Consider the following 22,604-nt stretch of genomic DNA (forward strand, 5'->3'; position numbering starts at 1 on the left):
TTTTGACGTGTCTATTTCTTCAGCTGGTAGCCGGTCTTGAAAATCCACCAGATGACCCCGAGGCAGAGCGCGAGGAATAGCCCCACCATCGCGAGGCTGATGCCCACCGGCACGTCGGACACCTCGAAGAAGCTCCAGCGGAAGCCGGAGATCAGGTAGACGACCGGATTGGCCAGCGCGACCGACTGCCAGGCTTCCGGCAGCATCGAGATCGAATAGAAGGCCCCGCCGAGGAAGACGAGCGGTGTGACCACCAGAAGCGGCACAAGCTGCAACTTCTCGAAACTGTCGGCCCAGATGCCGATGATGAAGCCGAGCAGGCTGAAGGAGATCGCTGTCAGAACGAGGAAACCGACCATCCAGAGCGGATGAGCAATGCGGATATCGACGAAAAGCGTCGCGGTCAGCAGGATGATGAGCCCGATCATCAGCGCCTTGGTGGCCGCCGCACCGACATAGCCGATCACCACCTCGAAGAAGGAGACGGGCGCGCTCAGGATCTCGAAGATCGTGCCGGTGAATTTCGGGAAGTAGATGCCGAAACTGGCATTCGAGATGCTCTGGGTCAGGAGCGTCAGCATGATCAGGCCCGGCACGATGAACGCGCCGTAGGACACGCCCTCGACCGTTTCGATCCGGCTGCCGATTGCGGACCCGAAAACCACGAAATAGAGCGAGGTGGAGACAACGGGCGAGACGATGCTCTGCCAGATGGTGCGCCAGGTCCGCGCCATCTCGAACAGGTAGATCGCTTTGACGGCCTGGAAATTCATGCGCTGTCCTTTACGAGGCTGACGAAGATTTCTTCGAGGGAGGATTGCGAGGTGCGCAGATCGCGAAACGAGATGCCGGCGGCAGAGAGGTCGCCCAGAAGCGCCGTGATCCCGGTGCGTTTGGCCTGCGTGTCATAGGTGTAGGTCAGGCTTGTGCCACCGTCGCCCAGTTCCAGCGCATAGTCCATCAGGCTGTCGGGCAGCGCATCGAGCGGCGCCTGCAGGTCGAGCGTCAGCTGCTTCTGGCCCATTTTCTGCATGAGCGCCTGCTTTTCCTCCACCAGCAGCAGCTCGCCATTGTTGATGACCCCGATCCGGTCGGCGATCTCCTCTGCCTCCTCGATATAGTGGGTGGTCAAGATGATGGTGACGCCGGTGCGGCGCAGGTCGCGCACGACCTCCCACATATCCTTGCGCAATTCCATGTCGACGCCGGCTGTCGGTTCGTCGAGGAACAGAATCTCGGGCTCGTGCGCGAGCGCCTTGGCGATCAGCACCCGCCGCTTCATGCCGCCCGAGAGCATCATGATTTTGTTGTCCTTCTTGTCCCACAGGGACAGGGACTTCAGCACCCGTTCCACCACCGCATCGTCGCGTTTCTTGCCGAAGAGCCCGCGGGTGAAGCTGACCGTGTCGAAGACGCTCTCGAACGCGTCGGTGGTCAGTTCCTGCGGAACAAGGCCGATCATCGCGCGGGTCTTGCGATAGTCGGTGACAATGTCATGCCCAGCGACGGTGACGCTGCCCTCGCTCGGGGTCACGATCCCGCAAATCGTGGAGATGAGCGTGGTCTTGCCCGCGCCATTGGGGCCGAGCAGCGCGAGGATCTCGCCCTTCTCGATGTCGAGCGTGACGGATTTGAGGGCCTCGAACCCGTTGGCATAGCGCTTGGACAGCGCCTTGATGGAAACGATGGGATCCATGCATCCTCGTGGCAATTGGGTGTCAGGTCAGGGAGGCGATCGCCCGCAGGAACGGGACAAGCTCCTGATAGCAGGCCGCGCAAGCCGCGAAAAGGCCGGAACCGTCCGGCGCCGCGCCGGATAGGGGACGGAAGGCGTGCAACCCCTTGTGCCGCAGGAACCGCGCGTCGGGATGGTCTGCGGGATAGGGCGCGGGGACGCGTTTCAGATCCGGTTCGCCAAGCCGCCAGCCCGATGCCTCCAGCGCGGTTGCCAGTTGCAGCAGGGGACTGTCGCTGTTGCCAATGGCATGGCGGTAGCGCTCCAGCGCCGGTTTCGCGAAAGCAAGCACGCCCCCGCCGAGCTGGATGCCGCCCGGCTCCAGCGAGAAATAGAAGGCCGGCCGCGCGGGGTCCGGTTCCGGGTCGCTTGTGTCACGCAGGAGCGCGCGATAGTGGGTGACATAGGGGGTCTTGTCCTTGGAAAACCGCAGGTCGCGATGCATGCGGAAACTCTTCCGGCTGAGCGTCCGGCCGATTTCGGGACCGAAACGAGTGGCCAGATCATCGAGAAGCGCATCCGACGGGGCCGCGACATCGCGCTGAAACCGGGATTTGCGCGCCGTGAACCAGTCGCGATCATTGTTCTGCGCAAGCTCTGAAAGGAAGCGCTGCGCCGCGGCTGGGTAATCGTCCGTTTCGGTCATCCGTGCCCCCGTTCGATGCCGTCACGCATGCTGGCGCGGCGGTTGCGGTCTGGCAAGGGGCCTGTTCCGCCGCGCCGGCCTGGGCTAAGAGGGGCGGACGGAGACAGGCCACAGGTTCAGGGACAATGACGATGCAGGAAGACAGGCTCGCCGCCACGCTGGAAGAGATCGACCGCAGGAACGCAGCAGACCCGAATTTTGAAGAAGGGCAGCCGGCGGAACTGCTCTATGGCCAGCGGATGACCGAGACGCTGGACGCGTTCGCGCCCGATGCCGGTCCCTTGGTGCAGATCGCGGCGCGCGGCCAGCATCTGGAGCGCTGGACGCGACCGCGTGCGGATTATCCCGAAGGGAAGGCCGGCTATCATGCCTGGCGCAACGATCTGAAAGCCTATCACGCGACCGAGGTGGCCGGGATCATGGCGGCGCAGGGCTACCCGCCGGAGGATCAGGAGACGGTCGGCCGGATGATCCGCAAGGAAGGCATCAAGCGCGACGCGCAGGTGCAACTGCTCGAGGACGTGATCTGCCTGACTTTCATCAAGCATTATTTCGCGGCATTCGCGGCCAAGCACCCGCAGGAAAAGGTGCTCGATATCGTGGCCAAGACGGGCCGGAAAATGTCGCCCGAAGGCAAGGCGGCGGCGCGGGCGCTCGGCCTGCCGTCCGACGTGGACGCGGCGCTGGGCTAAGGCCTCGCGGACGGGGCGGGTGCCGCCCCGTCGCGCCGCGCGGCGGCGCGGGCCGAAAGGCTGACCTTCAGGAAACTGCCGATGAAGATGAGGGTCATCAGCACAACGATGGTGGGTGCCGGGGCACTGTCGATCCAGAAGCTCGCATAGATCCCGAAGAAGACACAGAAGAGCGAGACGGCCGCGCTCAGCGCCATCATCGGCCCGAACCGCCGGGTCCAGAGGAAGGCAATTGCGCCGGGGCCGACGATCATCGCCACCGCAAGGATCAGCCCCACGGCCTTCAGCGCAGCCACGACCGAGAGCGAGATGAGCGCCAGCAGACCGTAATGCAGCCAGCCGACCGGCAGGCCAATGGCGCGCGCATGCTGGGCATCGAACGCATGCACCATGAAATCGCGCCGCCGCAGGATCAGGATGAGCGCGATGACCGCAGCGATGGCCGCGGTCTGGACCACGTCGCCCCAGGTCACGCCGAGCATGTCGCCAAAGAGGATATGGTCGAGATGCACATCCGTCTCGATCTGCCGGTAGAGCACGATCCCGAGCCCGAACATGCCGGAAAAAACCACCCCCATGACCGTGTCCTGTTTCACGCGGGAATTTTCCGCCAGATAGCCGGTTGCGAGCGCGCAGACCATGCCCGCCGCAAAAGCGCCCAGCACCAGCGGCGCGCCGAGCGCATAGGCAATCACGATGCCCGGCAGGACCGCATGGCTGATCGCGTCCCCCATCAGCGCCCATCCGCGCAGCACCAACAGGCTCGACAGGAGCGCCATCGGCAGTGCGGCCGCCAGCGTGATCAGGAATGCCTGCTGCATGAACGGGAAGGCGAAAGGCAGGGCCAGCGTGTCGAGCAGCGCGGTCACGGGCGGGCCTCCGACAGGGCTGCGCGGGCCCGCCGGCGCGCTGCCAGCAACCCGTGGGTGGGCGCGAGGATGAAGGCGGCAAGGAAGATCACCGTCTGCAGGACCACGATGATGCCGCCCGTTGCCCCGTCGAGGAAGTAGCTCGCATAGGCGCCGAAGAAACTGGTGCCTGCACCGATCGCCACGCTCACCGCGATGAGCCGCGGGAACCGGTCGCACAGAAGGTAGGCGGTGGCGCCGGGCGTCACCACCATGGCGATCACCAGAAAGGCGCCGACCGTCTGGAGCGCGGCAACGGTCGAAGCGCTCAGAAGCACGAAGAAGACCAGTTTCAGCCGCGTCGGGTTCAGCCCGATCGAGCGCGCATGGCTTTCATCGAAAAAGGTGACCATCAGGTCTTTCCAGCGCAGCATGAGCACGGTGAGCGAAATGCCCCCGATGAGCGCAAGTTGCAGCGTGTCGGCAGGCGTGATCGCCAGCACATTGCCAAGGATGATCGTCTGGACGTTCACCGAACTCGGCGACAGCGACACCATGAAGAGCCCGAGCCCGAAAAAGGCGGTGAAGATGAGCCCGATGACCGTGTCTTCCTTGAGCCGCGTGCGCTGGTTGAGAAAGAGCATCGCGCCCGCTGCCAGCCCGCCGGACAGGAACGCGCCAAGCGCGAAAGGCAGGCCGAGCATATAGGCGCCCGCCACGCCCGGCACGATCGCATGGCTCAGCGCATCACCGATGAGCGACCACCCTTTCAGCATCAGATAGGCCGACAGGAACGCGCAGACCGCGCCGACGAGCGCGCTCACCCACATGGCGTTGACCATGTAGCCGTAGCCGAACGGCTCCAGAAACAGGGTCACGGGGTCCGGTCCTTCGATGCGGGCGGGTCATCCTCCTTCTCGCCATAGATGACGAAGGGACGTTCATCGTCGGAGATAACCGTCACCTCGCGGCGGTCCTCCACATCATCATGGTGCAGGTCGCTCCCGCCGAGGATGAAGTGGCGCAGCACGCCGCCAAACGCCTTTTGCAGGTTCTCCGCCGTGAAGACTTGATCGGTCGGCCCGGCGGCAAGGACGGTCCGGTTGATGAGCACCGTCCGGTCGCAAAATTCCGGTACCGAGCCGAGATTGTGGGTGGAGACGAGCATCACGCGGCCCTCGTCGCGCATCTCGCGCAGAAGCGCGATGATCTGGTCCTCGGTCTTCACGTCCACGCCGGTGAACGGCTCGTCCAGCAGGATCACCTGGCCTTCCTGCGCGAGCGCGCGGGCCAGAAAGACGCGTTTCTTCTGGCCGCCCGACAGTTCGCCGATCTGGCGCTGGCGGTAGGCGGACATGGCGACCCGCTCCAGCGCCATGTCGACCATCTCCCGGTCGCGGGCCGAGGGGCGGCGGAGCCAACCCATATGGCCGTAGCGGCCCATCATCACCACATCCTCGACGAGGACGGGAAAATCCCAATCCACATCCTCGGACTGGGGCACATAGGCGACCAGATTGGATTTCAGCGCGTCCCGGCCCGGCTGGCCGAGAATGTCCACCCGTCCACGGGCGAGCGGCAGGAAGCCCATGACCGACTTGAAGAGCGTCGACTTGCCCGACCCGTTGATCCCGACAAGAGCGGTGATTGACCCGCGCGGGATCTCGAAGCTCACATCCTTGAGCGCCGTATGGCCATTGCGATAGGTGACGGCAAGATCCGAGACGGCCAGTCCCGGTGCGGCCGGCGCGTCCACGGGTTGCCCCTCCGGCGTCATTCGGTGAGGCCCGCAGCGATGGTCTCCGAGGTGACGCGGAGCAGATCGAGATAGGTCGGGACCGGCCCGCCTGCCTCGCTGAGGCTGTCGACATAGAGGATTCCGCCATAGCGGATGCCGGTTTCACGCGCGACCTGTTTGGCCGGATCGGCGGAGACGGTGCTTTCGCTGAAAATGGCAGGAATGTCATTGTCGCGGATCGTGTCGATGACCGCGCGCACCTGCTGCGGCGTGCCCTGCTCGTCGGCATTGATCGGCCAGAGATAAAGCTCCTTCAGTCCGAAATCGCGGGCGAGATAGCTGAATGCGCCCTCGGAGGTCACGAGCCAGCGGCGGTCTTCGGGGATCGCCTCGATGCGGGCGCGGATGGGGGCGATGGCGGCGTCGATCTCCGTCAGATAGGCCGCTGCATTGGCGGCATAGGTGGCGGCATTGTCGGGGTCATGCTCGACCAGCGCATCGCGGATATTCTCCACATAGATGCGCGCGTCGCCGGGTGACATCCAGGCATGCGGATTGGGCTTGCCGGTATAGGGGCCTTGCGCGATGCCCATCGGTTCGATCCCGTCGGTGACGGTCACGCCCGGCACGTCGCGCAGGTTCTGGAAGAATTTCTCGAACCAGAGTTCGAGGTTCAGCCCGTTCCACAGGATCAGGTCCGCATCCTGCGCACGTAGTATGTCGCGCGGCGTCGGCTGGTAATTGTGGATCTCGGCCCCGGGCTTGGTGATCGACACGACCTCGGCCGCATCGCCGGCCACATTGGCGGCCATGTCTGCGAGGATGGTGAAACTGGTGGCCACCTTGAACCGGTCGGCCGCCCATGCCGGCGCGACGGACGCGGCGAGGGACAGGAGACCGGCAGCGATCAGGCGGGGCAGGACGGGCATGTGTCTCTCCGAGCAAAGGGATCGCCCGGACGATATGCCGGGCGAGTCTCGTCACTATAAATGATATTGAGAACTGTTTGCAATAAGGTCGAGCGCGTCCGCTTCCAGTTGCACTTGCGTCTCATCAGGTTGATATTCGCAATATGACCGATCCCGCATCTCCCGCCGCATCCGACACAGATGACCTGACAGACCGGCTCCGCAAGGCGGGGTTCCGGATCACCCGCCCACGTCAGATCATCCTGTCGATCATCGCCTCGCAAGCCGGCCATCCCGACGCGCGCGACATTTTTCAGGAGGCGGTGAAGCAGGATGCGCGCATCTCGCTCGCCACCGTCTACCGCACGATGAAACTCCTGGAGGATGAGGGCGTCATCCAGCGCCACGCCTTCGAGGGCGGACCGGCGCGGTTCGAGGCCGCGGAAGGGGATCATCACGACCACCTGATCGATATCGAGACGGGCGCGGTCGTCGAATTCACGTCCGAGCGGATCGAAGCCCTGCAGGAGGAGATCGCCGACCGGCTTGGCTACGAGATCGTGCACCACCGGCTGGAACTCTACGGACGGCGAAAAAACACTTGAGTGAAACGAGTTCCGGCCCATAGATTCAAAGCCAGCAAAGGACTTTGAAAAACCAAGGGGCAGAAAAATGCAGGGACTGAGTCTCGTTCAATTGCTGACGACCTTCGAGGGCAGGATCAACCGAAAGCAGTGGTGGGTCGGCGTGCTTGTGCTCTTCGTCATCTCCGCCTGTTTCTACATGCTGTTCGGACGTGACGGTGTCGTGCCGCTGATCGTCTCGCTGCTGATGATGGCAGCGGCTTTCTGCTTGCATATCAAACGGTTCCATGACCGCGGCAAGCCGGGCTGGTGGTCGCTCATCTATCTGGTGCCGGTGATCGGCTTCATCTGGATCATCGTGGAGTGCGGCTTCCTGGAAGGGGACAGCGCGCCCAATGACTATGGCGCCGTGCCGCAGGCCTGAGGACCGGGACTTGACCCATCTCAAGCCGGTGGGTCACGCATCTGCTAGACTGGCGGCAACCAGACCGGGAGAGACGCCATGACCATCCGCACCATCCTGACCGTCGTCAGTGATCTGGCCGAGGCTTCGGAACTTGACGAGGCCCGCCGGATCGCGACGGCGTTCGACGCGCATCTGACGATCGCGGTGATGGGGCTTTGCCCGCCGCCGCCGGCCTCGCCCTACGGTGTGGTCAATTCCGATCTCTGGGCGCAGGAGGCCAATGCCGGACGGGAGGCCGCGAAGGCGCGGGCCGAGGGGTTCGAGCAGCTGTTGCAGACAGCCGGCGAACGCGGATCAGCCTATGCGCATTACGTCGATCTCGGCTCGGTCGCAACGCTGGTGGCGCGGTTTGCGCGCTATGCGGACCTGACCCTGATCCAGCCCTTGCGGGAGGGGGAGGAAAGCCTCCGTCAGGCCACGCTGAACGGCGCACTCTTCGAATCCGGCCGCCCCGTGGTTCTGCTGCCAGAGGCCGGTTGCGCCTTCCCCGATGTGGAACGGGCGGTCATCGCCTGGGACGCGTCGGTCGAGGCGTCCAAGGCCGTGCGCGATGCCCTGCCGCTTCTGAAGAAGGCCAAAAGCGTCACGGCCGTGCTGGTCGATCCCGAACCGAGTTTTGACGGGCACGGGCCGGAACCGGGCGCCGATCTTGCCACCTATCTCGGCCGGCACGGGATCGAGTTGGATGTGCACCGCGTCCCGAGCGAGGGACAGGACGTATCCCGCGCGATCACCCGCTTTGCCGAGGATCAGGGCGCGGGCCTTGTCGTGATGGGCGGCTTTGGCCATTCGCGCCTGCGCCAGCGCATTTTCGGCGGCACCACGAGCCGGATCGTACGGTCAGTGACAACGCCCGTTCTGATGTCGCACTGACCCTATGGAAGACGCGCTCGACCCCGATCTGGTGAATGTTCTGTTGCGCCAGGCGCTGCTGATCGGCGGGCTGGTGGCGATCCTGAATGTCGGCATCATGTCGATCTTCGCTTCTGTCGCGTTCCGGATTCTCGGCATCGCGCAGGATTGGGTGGAGCGCGGAAGCACCGGCGTCCGTTTCCTCGTTCTGGCGGCGGTCTGCGTGGTCTGGGTGCAATTTGCCGCGACCTGCTGTGTGTGGGTTTGGGCGGCGCTCTACATGCATCTGGACCTGTTCACCGATTTCGAGGAAGCGCTCTACTTCTCCGCCGTGACTTTCACGACGCTCGGCTATGGCGATGTGCTGCTGGAGGAGGGCTGGCGGCTGATTGCCGGGATCGAGGCGATGAACGGCCTTCTGATGTTCGGCTTCTTCACCGCGATTCTGATCGAGCTGATCCGCCGGATGCGGCGCAATTTCGACAGCAACAAGCATCACTGGTTCTGAACCGGCCCTGCGTCATTTCGGCATCGCAACTGTGACAATTATCACAGCGCTGGTCCGGGGATCGGCGTAGACAGAAACCTGTCGGGACCTCCCGGCCGGGACGATCATCACATTCCTTCCCTCGTGATGCCCGGACGCGGGGCGACTGGCGTGGTGTCGACAGGTTTGTATCCGGCCTACCGGCATGCCCCTTGGGCTGAATATCAAGATTTGGCCACCGTTCCGGACAGATTTTCATCCGGAACTTCCAGCGGCAAATTTTTCTTGCCGTGTCTCCTGCCGGGATTTCCCGGTATCCGGTGCCTAGGGGCCAACGGGTGTAGTGGAAGCCGGGGTTGAATCGCAGCAGCCCCGGCTTTTCCATGTCCGGCGGTGGCGCATTGGCGGATCGGATCGGTTCAGGTGCGCAGGTCGTCCTGTTCGGCGATATAGTCTTCCAGCGCGGCAAGGTCCGGGATCACCAGATTGCCCGACACGCGGGAGCACAGCCCGCGTTTCTTCATCCGTCCCATTTCGCGCGACACGGTTTCGCGGTTGGTGAAGACGAAGGTGGCCAGGTTCGCTTGCGTCGGGAAGTCGGGGATGCTGGCGCTGCCGTTGCGCGCGAACGGCTCGGCCCGACGCAGGATCTCGCGTCGGACCCGCTGGTCGGCATTGAGCGCGTTGAAATCCGCGATCCGCTCGGTGAGCGAGCGCAGCTTTGTGACGAGAATGCCGGTGAGCGCGAAAGACAGGTCCGTATTGCCTTGCAACAAGTCCCGGAACCGGCGCGCGGGCAGGGTGGCGATGATGCTGTCGGCCATCGCGACCACGGTCGCGGAGCGCGGCGCATTGTCGATCGCGGCAAACTCGCCGAACAGGTCGCCCTTCTGCAGGTCGATCAGGCTGACTTCGCGCCCGCTGTCGGAATATTGCGAGGCGCGCGCATGGCCAACAAGGATGAAACGCACGTCGGAACTGGTTTCCTCCACGCCGAGGATCTCTGCTCCGGCGCTGAATTCGGACACCATCCATGCATCGGACAGTTCCTGCCACGACCCACGGTTGATCCGCCCGAGGAAGGACTCAGGCGGGAACTTCTGCTGGATAACGTTGGCATAGGTGAATTTCATGTCCGTCCCTCTCGGGCGGAGTATGGCACGTTTCAGGGCAAATCAATCAAATTTTAGTGCCAAGAGGGGCTTTTGCAGGGTTTCAGCCGCCCGTATGGCTCATATGGCGGGACATGGCGCCCGAGACCTGCTGCCGCGAATAGTCGAAATCATGCCCCTTGGGCTTGCGCGCGATCGCGTCGCGGATGGCGGCGTCGAGGCTCGCATCGCCGCTCGACTGGCGCAGCGCGGCGCGCAGGTCGCTCGACCCTTCCTGCCCGAGGCAGGTATAGAGCTGTCCGGTGCAGGTCAGCCGGACCCGGTTGCAGCTTTCGCAGAAATTATGCGTCAGCGGGGTGATGAACCCGATCCGTCCGCCGGTCTCCGCGACCGAGACATAGCGGGCCGGGCCGCCGGTATCGAGCGGGATATCCGTGAGGTTCCAGCGGCGTTCCAGATCGGCACGCAGGTCGCTCAGCGCCCAATATTGTTCCAGCCGGTCCAACTCGCCGAGGTCGCCCATCGGCATCACCTCGATGAAGGTGAGGTCATAGCCTTCCTGCCCGCACCAGGCGACCAGATCGTGCAGTTCATCGCCGTTCGTGCCCTTGAGCGCGACCGTGTTGATCTTGACTGCCAGCCCCGCGTCCCGCGCGGCTTTCAGCCCGTCCATCACTTGCTCGAACCGGCCCCAGCGGGTGATCTTGCGAAACTTGTCGGGATCGAGCGTGTCGAGCGAGACATTGATCCTCCGGACCCCGGCCCGTGCGAGCGGTTCGGCAAAGCGCGACAGTTGCGACCCGTTCGTGGTCAGCGTCAGTTCCCGCAGGTCGCCGCTGTCGAGATGCCGCGACATGCCCTCGAAGAAGGTCATGATGCCCTTGCGCACGAGCGGCTCGCCCCCGGTGATCCGCAACTTGCGCACGCCCTGCGCGATGAAGCGGCTGCACAGGCGGTCCAGTTCCTCCAGCGATAGGAGGTCGGCCTTCGGCAGGAAGGTCATATTCTCCGCCATGCAATAGACGCAGCGAAAGTCGCAGCGGTCGGTCACCGAGACGCGCAGATACTCGATCGGGCGGGCGAACGGGTCGACAAGTCGGGGTGCGCTGGTCATGCGGGTGGCATCCTTTCGTCCCGACCCTATGCCCCTGCCACGGCGCTTGCAAGCACGCGGCCATGGGGTAGAGTTTCGCCACGCCAAGAAGGAGCGCGCCTATGGATCCGCATCGCAGCATTGCCCGCCCCGGCACGTGGGAGGAGATGCGCGCCGCCTTCCGCTGGTCGTTGCCCGACCGGTTCAACATTGCCGAAGCAATCTGCGAACGCTGGGCCCGCGCCCAGCCCGGGCGGCGGGCGATGATCTATCTGCGCCCCGACGGGGAAGTGCGGGAATACAGCTATATCCAGCTGTCGCGGGCCTCCTCGCGGCTGGCCAACGCCTTCCGCGAGCACGGGCTTGCGCGAGGCGGGCGCTGCGCGGTCCTTCTGCCGCAGACGCCCGAGACGACGCTCACCCATCTGGCCTGCTACAAGCTCGGTGCCATCGTGGTGCCGCTCTTCACCCTCTTTGGCGAGGACGGGCTGGAATACAGGCTGCGTCATTCGGGCGCGCACACGCTGGTGACCGACAGTGCCAACCTGCCCAAGATCCTCGCGATCCGTGACCGGCTGCCTGACCTGCGGGCGATTTTCTCCATCGATGCGCGCGAAGCCGGGACGCACGGGTTCTGGCAGGAGCTTGGCAAGGCGGTCGACACGATCGAGATGGCCCGCACCGGTCCCGACGATCCGGCCTTCATCAGCTACACGTCGGGCACCACCGGCCCGCCCAAGGGCGCGCTGCACGGGCACCGCGTGCTGATCGGGCATCTGCCGGGGATCGAGACCCACCATAATTTCCTGCCGCAGGCTGGGGATTGCCTCTGGACCCCGGCCGACTGGGCGTGGATGGGCGGGCTCGCCAACGTCATGATGCCCGCGCTCTACTACGGCGTGCCGCTGGTCGCGCACCGGATGAGCCGGTTCGATCCGGAGCGCGCCTTCGACCTGATGGCGCGGCTCGGGGTGCGCAATTCCTTCCTTCCGCCAACCGCATTGAAACTCATGCGCCAGTCAGGTGTTCAACCAAAAGGGCTCGACCTGCGCAGCGTCGGATCGGGCGGCGAGGCGCTGGGCGCCGAACTTCTGGACTGGGGCCGCGATGTGCTGGGTGTGACGATCAACGAGTTTTACGGACAGACCGAGTGCAATCTGGTGCTTGGCAACTGTGCGCAGGTCATGCAGGCCCGCCCCGGATCCACCGGCAAACCGGTTCCGGGCCACGAGGTTGCCATCATCGACACGGACGGCAATGCCCTGCCTGAAGGTTCCGAAGGGGAGATCGCGGTGCGCCGACCGGACCCGGCCATGTTCCTTGAATATTGGCAGGCGCCGGAGAAAACGGCGGAGAAATTCGTGGGCGACTGGATGCGCACCGGCGATGTCGGCCGAATGGACGGGGACGGCTATGTTTTCTTCGCCGCCCGGAGCGACGATGTGATCACCACATCGGGCTACCGGGTCGGCCCGACCGAGATCGAGGATTGCCTGACCGGCCATCCGGACGTGACCATGGCGGCCGTAATCGGTGTGCCCGATCCGGTGCGGACCGAGGCGATCCGGGCCTATGTCGTGCCAACGGGTGCGCCGGGGCCGAACCTCGAGGCGGAACTGATCGCGCGGGTGCGCACGCGGCTCTCGCCCCATGTGGCGCCCCGCGAAGTGGTGTTCGTGGACGAACTGCCGATGACGGCAACAGGCAAGGTGATGCGCCGCAGCCTCAAGGATCGCGCGCTTCAGGACATGCAGGCCGGCGGCTGACCGGCCGGCGAACGTGGAAGGAACAGGGATGGAACCGGCACTGCTCTTTGCCCTGATCGGGCTGCTCGGCGTAGGCTCGCAATGGATTGCGTGGCGGCTGAACCTGCCCGCGATCGTCGTGATGCTGGCCGCCGGCCTGATCGCCGGTCCGGTGACCGGTATCCTGCATCCCGAGGAAGCGTTCGGCGAGTTCTTCAGCCCGATCGTGTCGGTCGCGGTCGCGGTGATCCTGTTCGAGGGCGGGTTGACGCTGAACCTGCGAGAGTTGCGCGAGACCAATCTGGCCGTGCGCCGGCTGGTGGTCGTGGGCGCGCCGCTCGGCTGGCTTTTCTCCACACTGGCCGCGCATTATGGCGCAGGCCTCAGTTGGCCGTCTGCGCTCGTTTTCGGCGGCATCCTCGTCGTGACCGGCCCGACCGTCGTCATCCCGCTTCTGCGGCAGGCGCGGCTCTCCTCCCGTCCGGCTTCCGTGCTGCGCTGGGAGGCCATCGTCAACGATCCGGTCGGCGCGCTCTTTGCCGTTATCGCTTTCGAGATCATCGCCGTGGTGATCGGAAACGAAGGTGCCGGCAAGGCTGTCTGGCATCTGGTCTACGGGATCGGGCTGGCCATGGTTGCGGGCTATGTGGGCGGCAAGGCCATCGCCTTTGCCTTCAAGCGCGGGCTTGCGCCCGAATATCTGAAAGTGCCGATCCTTTTCGCCGCCGTGCTCGCCGTTTATGCGAGCACCGACAATGTGCTGCATGAAAGCGGGCTGCTCGCGGTGACGGTGATGGGGATGGTGCTGGCCAACACCCATCTGCCGAGCCTTGGCGAGTTGCAGCGGTTCAAGGAAAATATCACCGTACTTCTGGTCTCGGGCGTGTTCATCCTGCTGGCCGCCTCGCTCAGCTGGGACATGCTGGGCCTGCTGACCTGGCGCTCGGCGCTCTTTGTGCTGCTCATCATCATCGTGGCGCGGCCGCTCGCGGTGTTCCTGTCGACCATCGGCACGGAACTGACCTTGCCCGAGCGCGGGATCGTCGCCTGGATCGGCCCGCGCGGTGTCGTGGCGGTGGCCGTGTCGGGCCTGTTCGGGGCGCGGCTCGTGGAATTGGGGGTCGAGGACGGGGCGCTGCTCGCACCACTTGCCTTCGTGCTCGTCGCGGCGACCGTGATCGTGCACGGCTTTTCCATCGTGCCCGTGTCGCGCTGGCTCGGGCTGACCTCCTCCAAACCGCCGGGCACGCTGATCGTGGGGGCTTCCGCATGGTCGGTCTCGCTGGCTGAAGCGCTGAAACGCGCCGACCAGCCGGTCGTCATCGCCGACCGGAACTGGTTCCGTCTGCGCGCAGCCCGTGCGGCCGGCATCCCGACATTCCATGGCGAGGTTCTGTCGGAAAATGCCGAACACAGGCTCGGGATGAACCAGTATGGCAACCTGCTCGCCCTGACGGACAATGACGATTACAACGCCCTGATCTGCACCGATTTCGGGCCTGAATTCGGGCGGGACAAGGTGTTTCAGGTCGGCCGGCACGAAGCCGAGGGCGACGAGCGGACCATTCCGGTCACGCTGGGCGGCCGGATGATCGGCACCGGCCGGTCCTTCGAGGAGGTGAGCCGCCTTTTCGCGGAAGGTTGGCGGTTCTCGATCACGCCGCTGACCGAAGAATATGGTCTGGAGCAATATCTGCAAACCCGGCCCGACGCTTCCGTGGTTGGCGTGCTCAGGCCCGAGCGCGGCATGCAGTACCTGCAAAGCGAGAATGTGCCGAAAGTCGGCCCCGGTGATGCGCTTCTGAGCTTCGGCCCGAAGGCGAAGGAACAGGCACCGGCGGACGCGCCGTAGGCGGCGAGGGCGGCAGCGGGCGCCGGTCAGCCGTCGGGCAGGAGCCGTGCGGCCTCGCGCTGCGCAAAGGGTTTCATGCCGTCGCCATGGTCGGCCAGAAAGGCCCTCACCCGGTCCGGATCGCGTTTCGAGAGGTCGCGCAGCCACCAGGCGATCGCTTTCTGGATGAACCAGCCATGGTCGGGCACGTAAGCGGCCGCCCAGCCCAAAACGCGCTCCCTAATGGCCTGATCCTCTGCGCTCGGGTGGCGCTGCTTGGTCCAGGGCAAGGTCATGGTGAGCGCGGCGCGTCGCACCCAGAAATTCCCGTCCTGCGTCCAGCCCTCAACACTGTCGATGCGGGACGGATCGGCCACCAGCCGCCGAGATCCGGCAGACGCTGCGTGATCGGCAATCGCCCAGGCGTCGAACTGCGGCACCCATGTCAGGATTTCCTGCCAGGCCGGTTCATCGCTCGGCCGCATCCGCGCCTGTGTCAGCAATTTGGCGGCGGCAACCCGCGCTTCGTGGATGTCGCTCTGCCAGAGCGCATGGGCCGTTGCCACGCGCGTGTCGAGTTCCATCCCGGCCCGCCAGTCGCGGCAGAGTGCATCGATCTGCGGATTGGAGACGCCAAGATAGACGCGTTCGGCCTTGTGATAGGCGGCCATCTCGGCCGCCTTTGTCGCGTCGCCAAGGGCGCGGAGCGCTGCGAGCGGTTCGCTCATGTCTCGCCCGCGTCGCGCCGCGCCTTGTCCGCCCGGAGTTTCTGGAAAAGCCGCGTGGCAAGGCCCGGCTTGTTGACCTGCCGCGCGCGGGCAAGGCTCAGCGCCTCGTCCGGCACGTCCGTCGTGATGACCGATCCCGACGCCACCAGCGCACCCGCACCCACGCGCACCGGCGCAACGAGCGACGAGTTGGAGCCGACAAAGGCGCGGTCGCCGATCTCTGTCCGGTGCTTCGACACGCCGTCATAGTTGCAGGTGATCGTGCCGGCGCCGAGATTGGCCTCCTCGCCCACGCTGGCGTCGCCCACATAGCTCAGATGGTTCAGCTTCGCGCCCTGCGCCACCTCGGCGTTTTTCACCTCGACGAAATTGCCCACCTTGGCCCCGCCGCCGATCTCTGCGCCCGGGCGCAGGCGGGCAAAGGGACCGATGACCGCTCCGTCGGACACATGCGCGCCTTCGAGATGCGAGAACGCGCGGATTGTCGCGCCGCTTTCCACCGTGACGCCGGACAGGAACTGGATGTTCGGTTCCAGAACCACATCGCGCCCGATCACCGTGTCGAGCGCGAAATAGACTGTGTCGGGATCGGTCATGGTGACGCCGTTCTCCAGCGCCTCGGCCCGGGCACGGGCCTGGAAGGCCGCTTCGGCGCGCGCCAGATCCGCACGGGAATTGACGCCGAGCGTTTCGGCCTCGGGGCAGGTGACGATGCCGCAGGGCAGGTCGCGAGCACGCGCGAGCGCCACGATATCCGTCAGGTAATATTCACCGCTCGCATTCTCGTTCCCCACTTCCGAGATCAGATCGAAGAGGAGCTTCGCGGGGGCCAGCAGGACCCCGGAATTGAACAGCCGCACGGCCCTTTGGTCGGGGGTTGCGTCCTTGGCCTCGATGATCGCGTCGAGCCCGCCATCCGCGCCCCGGATCAGCCGCCCGTATCCGCCGGGGTCATCGGCCTCGAAGCCCAGAACGACGACCGCATCCCCATCGGCACGGCGGCTTTGCATCGCGGCCACGGTCGCTTCGGTGATGAGCGGCGTGTCCCCGTAGAGGACCAGCAGATCGCCGTCGAAGCCGCCAAGTAGGTCACGTGCTTGATCGACTGCATGGGCGGTGCCCTTCTGCTCGGCCTGCTCAACCAGCTCGACATCCGCGTCCGCGTCGTGGGCGGCGGCTGCCACGGCGTCGCCGCCATGGCCGGTGACGACAACGCGCCGCGCGGCGTCGATGGACAGGGCGAGCCGCTGCGCATGGGCGAGCAGGGGCGCATCGCCCAGCCTGTGCAGGACCTTGGGCAGGTCTGACTGCATCCGGCTGCCCTGACCGGCGGCGAGAATGATGACGGCTGTTTCCATGAACGTACGGCTCCTGCGCTGCTGTTGGCCTTCTAGCAGCCCGTCGCCGCATGGAAAAGCGGGCAATGGCCGGCGGGGCTGTTCGCCCGCCGCCCGCTGTGGCAGGTAGGGGCGGCACGAGGATGGTTCAGGGAAGGCAGGAAATGACACGCACCGCGATCTTCGATCTCGACGGCACCTTGGCGGATACGAGCGGCGATCTGATCGCCGCCGCCAATGCCTGTTTCGAAGCGGACGGCCACGCCCCGCCGCTCGACCCGGTCGCGCATATGGCCGTCGCTTTCGCGGGCGGGCGGGCGATGTTGCGCAAGGGCTACCAGATCCTGCACGGAACCGCGCAAGAGGCCGATGTCGACCGGCACTATCCCGGTCTTCTGGCTTTCTACGGAGAGAATATCGACCGCCACACGCGGCTCTATCCGGGCGTGGAGGCCTGTCTCGATGATCTGGCGCAAGCGGGCTGGCGGCTCGGCGTCTGCACGAACAAGCCCGAAGGTCTGGCCGAAGATCTGTTGCAGCGGCTCGGCCTCCGGTCTCGCTTTGCCAGCATGATCGGCGCCGACACGCTGCCTGTGCGCAAACCCGATGCCGCGCCCCTTCTGGCTGCGGTGGAGCGGGCAGGCGGGCAGGCGGACCGGTCCGTTCTGATCGGGGACACGATCACCGACCGTGACGCGGCTCGCGCTGCGGGCCTGCCATGCGTGCTTGTCAGTTTCGGCCCCGAAGGCCGGGCGGTCGAGCGGCTGCAGCCGCAGGCCCTGCTCGACCATTACGACGCGTTGCCGGCGCTTCTCGACCAGCTGGTGCCGGCCGCCTGAGCCCTGTCAGGCGTCAAGCGGCTGGGGCGCATCGGCAAGCTGTTGCAGGACCTTGCGGTAGTTTTCGATCCCCTGTGCGCCCGACACGAGGTAGCGCCCGCTGAAGATCATCGCCGGCACGCCACGGATGCCCTGACGGGTCCAGACGGCCTCGGCCTCGCGGACGGTCTGGGCGTAGCGGGCATCCTCTAGCACGGCCTTTGCCTCCGCCGCGTCGAGCCCGATATTCTGGCAGATCTCGACCAGCACCGCCGGGTCCGACACGTCGCGCCGGTCGGTAAAATAGGCTGCGAAAAGCGCCATCTTGAGCGCATGTTCCTGCCCGAGCGTGCCGGCCCAGTGCAGAAGCTGGTGCGCCTGAAACGTGTTGTAGATGCGGCTGTCGGGCGTGAAGCGAATGTCGAAGCCAAGCTCTGCACCGAGCGACGAGAGCCGCGCGCGCGCCGCGTCGCTGTCGGCGGTCGAGGAGCCGTATTTCCGCGCAACATGTTCGCGCAGGTCCTCGCCTTCGGGCACCATGTCGGGGTTCAACTCGAACGGATGCCAATGCACCTCGAGAGCCGCACCCTCGGCTTCGGCGGCCGCAGCCAGCTGGCGGTAGCCGATGATGCACCACGGGCAGACAACGTCGGAGATGATATCCACCCGAAGGGGCGATATGGCGTGATCGGTCATGAGAAATCCTTTCCGGTGCAGCCATCCGGTGCCGCGCCTGTCGGGGCTTCACCTAAGCGCCGTGAGGCGGGTTTCAAGCGGGGTGACGCCCTGTCGCCGCCCGCGAAACATTGTCCCCCTTGGACCGCCCCGCCGCTTGACCCCGGTTCCGCGCTGGCTTAGATAGCGGGCCGGAGCGCGGGCGTTGTGTAGTGGTAAGACCTCAGCCTTCCAAGCTGATGACGCGGGTTCGATTCCCGCCGCCCGCTCCAGTATATCCGCACGAGCTTATCCTGCCCGACCCTCGAGTGCTCGCTCTGGGATATCTCGCAGGTGTCTTGTTCCCCGGCGCTTTGAAATTCGGCAATAAAGTCGCAACCGGTCACATCCCGGTTGGTGGCGGTCCGTCGCGCTTGAGGTAGGGGGCCTGCGTTGCTAAGGGCTTGGAAAACTGCAAGAGGCGCCCATGGCTCAGGTTGACACCGCCCCCACCCAGCCCGCATCCGAGGAAAAGCCCGAGGATCGCGAAGCGTCGAAATCGGTCTCGCCGCTGCGCGGCCTTCTGCCCTTCTTCCGGCCCTACCGCCATCTGGTCCTCGGGGCGGTCTTCGCGCTCTTCTTCACGGCTGCCATGTCGCTCATCCTGCCGCTGACGGTGCGGATCGTGATAGACGGGCTCAATGAGAAGGGGCTGGCGGAGATCGACGAATATTTCGTGGGCGCGCTCATCATCATGGGGCTTCTGGCGCTGGGCACGGGTCTGCGCTTCTACATCGTCACGCGGCTCGGCGAGCGGGTCGTGGCCGACATCCGCATGGCCGTCTACAACAAGGTCATCGGGATGAGCCCGGCCTTCTATGAGAAGATCCTGACCGGCGAGGTGCTGTCGCGCCTCACCACGGACACAACGCTGATCCTCTCGGTGGTCGGGTCGTCGATCTCCGTGGCATTGCGCAACACGCTTCTGTTCCTGGGCGGCATCCTTTTCATGACCGTCACCTCCGCCAAACTGGCGGGAATGGTCCTGCTGCTCGTGCCGGTGGTGCTCCTGCCGATCCTCGGGCTGGGCCGCAAGCTGCGCCGCCTCAGCCGGATCAACCAGGATGCGATCGCGGCCTCGTCCGGCGAGGCGTCAGAGACGCTGCTCGCTGCCCAGACCGTACAGGCCTACAGTCACGAGGATGCGAGCCGCGGCCATTTCGATGCGCTGACGGAAACCGCCTTCAACGCGGCGCGGCGCCGGATCTACATCCGCTCGCTGCTGACCGTTGTCGTGATCTTCCTCATCTTCACCGGCATCTGCACCGTGCTGTGGATGGGTGCCCGCGACGTACGCGCGGGCAATATGAGCGTCGGTGAACTGGTGCAGTTCCTGATCTATTCGGTGATGGTCGCGGGTGCCGTGGCGGCCCTGTCGGAAATCTGGGGCGAGTTGCAGCGTGCAGCCGGAGCCACCGAACGCCTGATCGAACTGATCGAGGCCGAGGATGTGATCAAGGATCCCGAACATCCGGTGCCCGCACCCGATCCGGCGAAGGGCGAACTGGCATTCAGGGACGTGACCTTCCGCTATCCCGCGCGCCCCGACGTGGCCGCGCTCGACAACCTGTCGCTGAGGATCGCGCCCGGGGAGACGGTGGCGCTGGTCGGCCCGTCCGGGGCCGGCAAGTCGACCATTTTCCAGTTGCTGATGCGCTTCTTCGATCCGAGCGCGGGCGATATCACGCTCGACGGCATCCCGCTCCATCACATGTTGCGCGACGAGATGCGCCGCTCCTTCGCGCTGGTGCCGCAGGATCCGGTGATCTTCGCCAGCCCCGCAATCGACAATATCCGTTTCGGCCGTCCAGAGGCGAGCGATGCGGAAGTGATTGCCGCGGCCAAGGCCGCCGCCGCGCATGATTTCCTGACCGCGCTGCCGCAGGGCTATGACACCTATGTGGGCGAACGCGGGGTCATGCTGTCGGGCGGCCAGAAACAGCGGATCGCCATCGCCCGCGCCATCCTGCGCGACGCGCCAGTGCTGCTGCTCGACGAGGCCACATCCGCGCTCGATGCGGCCAGCGAGCTTGCCGTGCAGAAAGCGGTGGAGAAACTTTCCAAGGACCGTACGACGCTGGTGATCGCGCACCGGCTGGCGACCGTGAAGAAGGCCGACCGGATCATTGTCTTCGATCAGGGCCGGATCGTGGCCGAGGGCACGCATAACGACCTTGTCCGGCAGGGCGGTCTGTATGCTGAACTGGCGCGGTTGCAATTCACCGATGGCGAACTGCCGGAGGCCGACCTCGAAAATGCCTGATCGGGCGGCAGCGCGGCGCGCTGCGTGACGCAGCGTCCGCCCTTGCACACAAGGCGATTGCCTATATCCTTCCGCGCAACGGGGCAGGTTCGAGCACCCGAGGGAGGAACTATGACCAAAGTCGCGACCATGGCGGACAAGATCGCCATCGAGACCCAGACGCCGTGGGCCGAGCGCCAGTCGGCGCGCACCTTGTTTGAATTTGTCGGCAACACGGCCAATGCTTGGCCGGACCGGCCGGCCGTGTCGTTCCAGCTGAAATCCGGTCCGACGGACAAGAATGTCACCGTCAGCTGGGCGGACCTGCGCGCCAATGTGGCCCGCACGGCCAACATGCTGCGCCGGATCGGCATCGGCGAGACGGATGTGGTCGCCTATATCCTGCCCAACAGCCTGGAGACCGTCTACACGCTGCTCGGCGGCGCGACGGCGGGCATCGTCAACCCGATCAACCCGCTGCTCGAGCCCGAGCAGATCAGCGCCATCCTGCGCGAAACGGGGGCCCGCGCGGTCGTCACGCTCGCACCCTTCCCAAAGACGGATGTGGCGCAGAAAGTAGCCGAGGCCGTGCGCCACGCGCCGAACGTCAAGACCGTCCTGCAGGTCGATCTGAAACGCTACCTCTCGCCGCCCATTTCATGGCTGGTGCCGCTCCTGCGACCGAAGCTCGAGGTGCATCACCATGCCGATGTGCTCGACTTCGCAGCCGAGATCGCGCGCGAGAACCCGACCCTCGATTTCGCCGAGACCGGCGAGGACCGCGTCGCGGCCTATTTCCACACCGGCGGCACGACGGGCATGCCCAAGGTCGCGCAGCACCGCTATTCAGGCATGATCTACAATGGTTGGTGCGGCCATGAGTATATGTTCACCGAAGAGGATGTGCTGGTCTGCCCGCTGCCGCTCTTCCACGTGATGGCGGCCTATCCGATCCTGATGTCCTGCATCTCGTCCGGCGCGCATATGGTCATGCCGACGCCCGCGGGCTATCGCGGCGACGGTGTGTTCGACAATTTCTGGAAGCTCGTGGAACGCTACCGCGTGACCTTCCTCGTGACGGTGCCGACCGCGGCGGCCGCGCTGATGCAGCGTCCGGTCGATGCGGATGTTTCCTCGCTCAAATATGCGATCAGCGGCTCCGCCCCGCTACCGGTCGAGCTGTTCAAGAAATTCGAGGACGCGACCGGCATCACCATTCTCGAAGGCTATGGCATGACCGAGGCCACCTGCCTCGTGTCGATCAACCCGCCCTTCGGCGAGCGCAAGATCGGTTCGGTCGGACTGCCTTTCCCCTATACGGAAGTGCGCATCCTGCATTCCGACGAGAACGGCACCATCGTCAAGGAATGCGAGACCGACGAAGTGGGCGAGATCTGCGTGTCCAACCCCGGCGTCATTCCCGGCAGCACCTATACGGAACATGCCAAGAATCACGGGCTGTTCGCGAATGACGAATATCTGCGCACGGGCGATCTCGGCCGGATCGACGCAGACGGCTACATCTGGATCACGGGCCGCGCCAAGGACCTGATCATTCGCGGTGGTCACAATATCGACCCGGCGGTGATCGAGGAGGCGCTGATGGCGCATCCCGATGTCAGCTTCGTCGGCGCGATCGGCCAGCCCGACGCCCATTCGGGCGAGCTGCCCTGCGCCTATGTCGAATTGCGCGAAGGGGCCGAGGTCGATGACAAGACGCTCTACCAGTTCGCCAAGTCCCATATCGTCGAGCGTGCCGCCGTGCCGAAACATGTGGAGATTTTGGGCGAGCTGCCGAAGACGGCGGTCGGCAAGGTCTTCAAGCCCGACCTGCGCAAGCTCGCGATCACGCGCGTCTATGACAAGGCGCTGGAAGATGGGGGCCTGACCTGCCGTGTGGCGGGCGTGGTCGAGGACAAGAAGCTCGGCCTTGTCGCCGAACTTGGCCGCGACGAGAGCGACGAGGCCGCGGTCAATGGCGTGCTTGGCAGCTTTTCGCGGCCGTGGCGCTGGGCGGAGTGACGCGGG

General features: G+C 65.1%; 22 protein-coding genes and 1 tRNA gene. 11 read left to right on the forward strand and 12 right to left on the reverse strand.

Features of this window, described 5'->3' with window-relative positions; genetic code table 11:
- Positions 1-11 precede the first annotated feature (11 nt).
- From GSH16_RS13730 to GSH16_RS13740, 3 genes are read right to left on the reverse strand one after another with little or no spacing between them, the layout of a single operon-like run.
- The gene (locus GSH16_RS13730) at positions 12-773 is read right to left on the reverse strand and encodes an ABC transporter permease (RefSeq protein ID WP_160856074.1); all 762 of its coding nucleotides are present in this window, start codon (positions 771-773) and stop codon (positions 12-14) included.
- The gene (locus tag GSH16_RS13735; protein WP_160856076.1) at positions 770-1,696 is read right to left on the reverse strand and encodes an ABC transporter ATP-binding protein; all 927 of its coding nucleotides are present in this window, start codon (positions 1,694-1,696) and stop codon (positions 770-772) included. Before GSH16_RS13735 ends, GSH16_RS13730 begins: the two co-directional genes overlap by 4 nt.
- A 22-nt stretch (positions 1,697-1,718) precedes the next feature.
- A complete protein-coding gene (locus GSH16_RS13740; protein ID WP_160856078.1) occupies positions 1,719-2,381 on the reverse strand; it encodes a DUF2461 domain-containing protein in 663 nt (220 codons plus the stop codon).
- 125 nt (positions 2,382-2,506) lie between these two features.
- On the opposite strand from GSH16_RS13740, the gene GSH16_RS13745 reads away from it, so the two are divergent.
- A complete protein-coding gene (locus tag GSH16_RS13745; RefSeq protein ID WP_328803234.1) occupies positions 2,507-3,073 on the forward strand; it encodes a DUF4202 domain-containing protein in 567 nt (188 codons plus the stop codon).
- Here the strand turns inward: GSH16_RS13745 and GSH16_RS13750 are convergent.
- From GSH16_RS13750 to GSH16_RS13765, 4 genes are read right to left on the reverse strand one after another with little or no spacing between them, the layout of a single operon-like run.
- A complete protein-coding gene (locus tag GSH16_RS13750; protein ID WP_328803244.1) occupies positions 3,070-3,933 on the reverse strand; it encodes a metal ABC transporter permease in 864 nt (287 codons plus the stop codon). The genes GSH16_RS13745 and GSH16_RS13750 overlap by 4 nt on opposite strands.
- Positions 3,934-3,938: 5 nt before the next feature.
- A complete protein-coding gene (locus GSH16_RS13755) occupies positions 3,939-4,763 on the reverse strand; it encodes a metal ABC transporter permease (protein WP_205524122.1) in 825 nt (274 codons plus the stop codon).
- A 32-nt stretch (positions 4,764-4,795) separates the two neighbouring features.
- A complete protein-coding gene (locus GSH16_RS13760; protein WP_160856082.1) occupies positions 4,796-5,698 on the reverse strand; it encodes a manganese/iron ABC transporter ATP-binding protein in 903 nt (300 codons plus the stop codon).
- The gene (locus tag GSH16_RS13765) at positions 5,695-6,588 is read right to left on the reverse strand and encodes a metal ABC transporter substrate-binding protein (RefSeq protein WP_160856084.1); all 894 of its coding nucleotides are present in this window, start codon (positions 6,586-6,588) and stop codon (positions 5,695-5,697) included. The genes GSH16_RS13760 and GSH16_RS13765 overlap by 4 nt, the downstream gene beginning before the upstream one ends.
- A gap of 143 nt (positions 6,589-6,731) precedes the next feature.
- On the opposite strand from GSH16_RS13765, the gene GSH16_RS13770 reads away from it, so the two are divergent.
- The 4 genes from GSH16_RS13770 to GSH16_RS13785 all read left to right on the forward strand — a co-directional run bounded on the left by GSH16_RS13770 (position 6,732) and on the right by GSH16_RS13785 (position 8,977).
- A complete protein-coding gene (locus GSH16_RS13770; protein WP_160856086.1) occupies positions 6,732-7,172 on the forward strand; it encodes a Fur family transcriptional regulator in 441 nt (146 codons plus the stop codon).
- 67 nt (positions 7,173-7,239) lie between these two features.
- Positions 7,240-7,575 (forward strand): DUF805 domain-containing protein, encoded by a 336-nt coding sequence (locus GSH16_RS13775; protein ID WP_160856088.1) that lies wholly within the window; start codon positions 7,240-7,242, stop codon positions 7,573-7,575.
- Between the two features lie 78 nt (positions 7,576-7,653).
- Entirely contained in the window at positions 7,654-8,490 is an 837-nt protein-coding gene (locus GSH16_RS13780) for a universal stress protein (RefSeq protein WP_160856090.1), read from the forward strand.
- A 4-nt stretch (positions 8,491-8,494) separates the two neighbouring features.
- Positions 8,495-8,977 (forward strand): potassium channel family protein, encoded by a 483-nt coding sequence (locus tag GSH16_RS13785; RefSeq protein WP_160856092.1) that lies wholly within the window; start codon positions 8,495-8,497, stop codon positions 8,975-8,977.
- A gap of 398 nt (positions 8,978-9,375) precedes the next feature.
- Here GSH16_RS13785 and GSH16_RS13790 read toward each other — a convergent pair whose 3' ends face one another.
- Positions 9,376-10,089 (reverse strand): Crp/Fnr family transcriptional regulator, encoded by a 714-nt coding sequence (locus tag GSH16_RS13790; protein ID WP_160856094.1) that lies wholly within the window; start codon positions 10,087-10,089, stop codon positions 9,376-9,378.
- An 82-nt stretch (positions 10,090-10,171) separates the two neighbouring features.
- The gene (gene moaA, locus GSH16_RS13795; protein WP_160856096.1) at positions 10,172-11,182 is read right to left on the reverse strand and encodes a GTP 3',8-cyclase MoaA; all 1,011 of its coding nucleotides are present in this window, start codon (positions 11,180-11,182) and stop codon (positions 10,172-10,174) included.
- 101 nt (positions 11,183-11,283) lie between these two features.
- Here moaA and GSH16_RS13800 point away from each other — a divergent pair, with 101 nt between their 5' ends.
- Together GSH16_RS13800 and GSH16_RS13805 are read left to right on the forward strand one after the other, a co-directional pair.
- Positions 11,284-12,927 (forward strand): AMP-binding protein, encoded by a 1,644-nt coding sequence (locus tag GSH16_RS13800; protein WP_160856098.1) that lies wholly within the window; start codon positions 11,284-11,286, stop codon positions 12,925-12,927.
- Positions 12,928-12,955: 28 nt separating this feature from the next.
- Positions 12,956-14,758, forward strand: a complete 1,803-nt coding sequence (locus GSH16_RS13805) for a cation:proton antiporter (protein WP_160856100.1) — start codon at positions 12,956-12,958, stop codon at positions 14,756-14,758.
- 26 nt (positions 14,759-14,784) lie between these two features.
- Here GSH16_RS13805 and GSH16_RS13810 read toward each other — a convergent pair whose 3' ends face one another.
- Positions 14,785-15,465 (reverse strand): DNA alkylation repair protein, encoded by a 681-nt coding sequence (locus GSH16_RS13810; protein WP_160856102.1) that lies wholly within the window; start codon positions 15,463-15,465, stop codon positions 14,785-14,787.
- On the reverse strand, positions 15,462-16,823 hold the full coding sequence (gene glmU / locus GSH16_RS13815; protein WP_160856104.1) for a bifunctional UDP-N-acetylglucosamine diphosphorylase/glucosamine-1-phosphate N-acetyltransferase GlmU: 1,362 nt from the start codon (positions 16,821-16,823) through the stop codon (positions 15,462-15,464). The genes GSH16_RS13810 and glmU overlap by 4 nt, the downstream gene beginning before the upstream one ends.
- Positions 16,824-16,966: 143 nt before the next feature.
- Between glmU and GSH16_RS13820 the strand changes: the two genes are divergently transcribed.
- Complete coding sequence (locus GSH16_RS13820) at positions 16,967-17,641, forward strand: HAD-IA family hydrolase (protein WP_160856106.1); 675 nt, start codon at positions 16,967-16,969, stop codon at positions 17,639-17,641.
- A 6-nt stretch (positions 17,642-17,647) separates the two neighbouring features.
- Here GSH16_RS13820 and GSH16_RS13825 read toward each other — a convergent pair whose 3' ends face one another.
- Complete coding sequence (locus tag GSH16_RS13825) at positions 17,648-18,316, reverse strand: DsbA family oxidoreductase (protein ID WP_160856108.1); 669 nt, start codon at positions 18,314-18,316, stop codon at positions 17,648-17,650.
- Positions 18,317-18,493: 177 nt separating this feature from the next.
- On the opposite strand from GSH16_RS13825, the gene GSH16_RS13830 reads away from it, so the two are divergent.
- From GSH16_RS13830 to GSH16_RS13840, 3 genes are all read left to right on the forward strand, one after another.
- Positions 18,494-18,567 (forward strand) — tRNA-Gly (locus GSH16_RS13830).
- Positions 18,568-18,761: 194 nt separating this feature from the next.
- Positions 18,762-20,597: an ABC transporter transmembrane domain-containing protein gene (locus tag GSH16_RS13835; RefSeq protein ID WP_160856110.1), complete on the forward strand. Its 1,836-nt coding sequence runs from the start codon at positions 18,762-18,764 to the stop codon at positions 20,595-20,597.
- Between the two features lie 111 nt (positions 20,598-20,708).
- The gene (locus tag GSH16_RS13840; protein WP_160856112.1) at positions 20,709-22,598 is read left to right on the forward strand and encodes an acyl-CoA synthetase; all 1,890 of its coding nucleotides are present in this window, start codon (positions 20,709-20,711) and stop codon (positions 22,596-22,598) included.
- The last annotated feature ends 6 nt before the right edge of the window (positions 22,599-22,604 follow it).

Origin of the sequence: Oceanomicrobium pacificus, from assembly GCF_009833495.1 — a bacterium.
Taxonomy (GTDB): domain Bacteria; phylum Pseudomonadota; class Alphaproteobacteria; order Rhodobacterales; family Rhodobacteraceae; genus Oceanomicrobium; species Oceanomicrobium pacificus.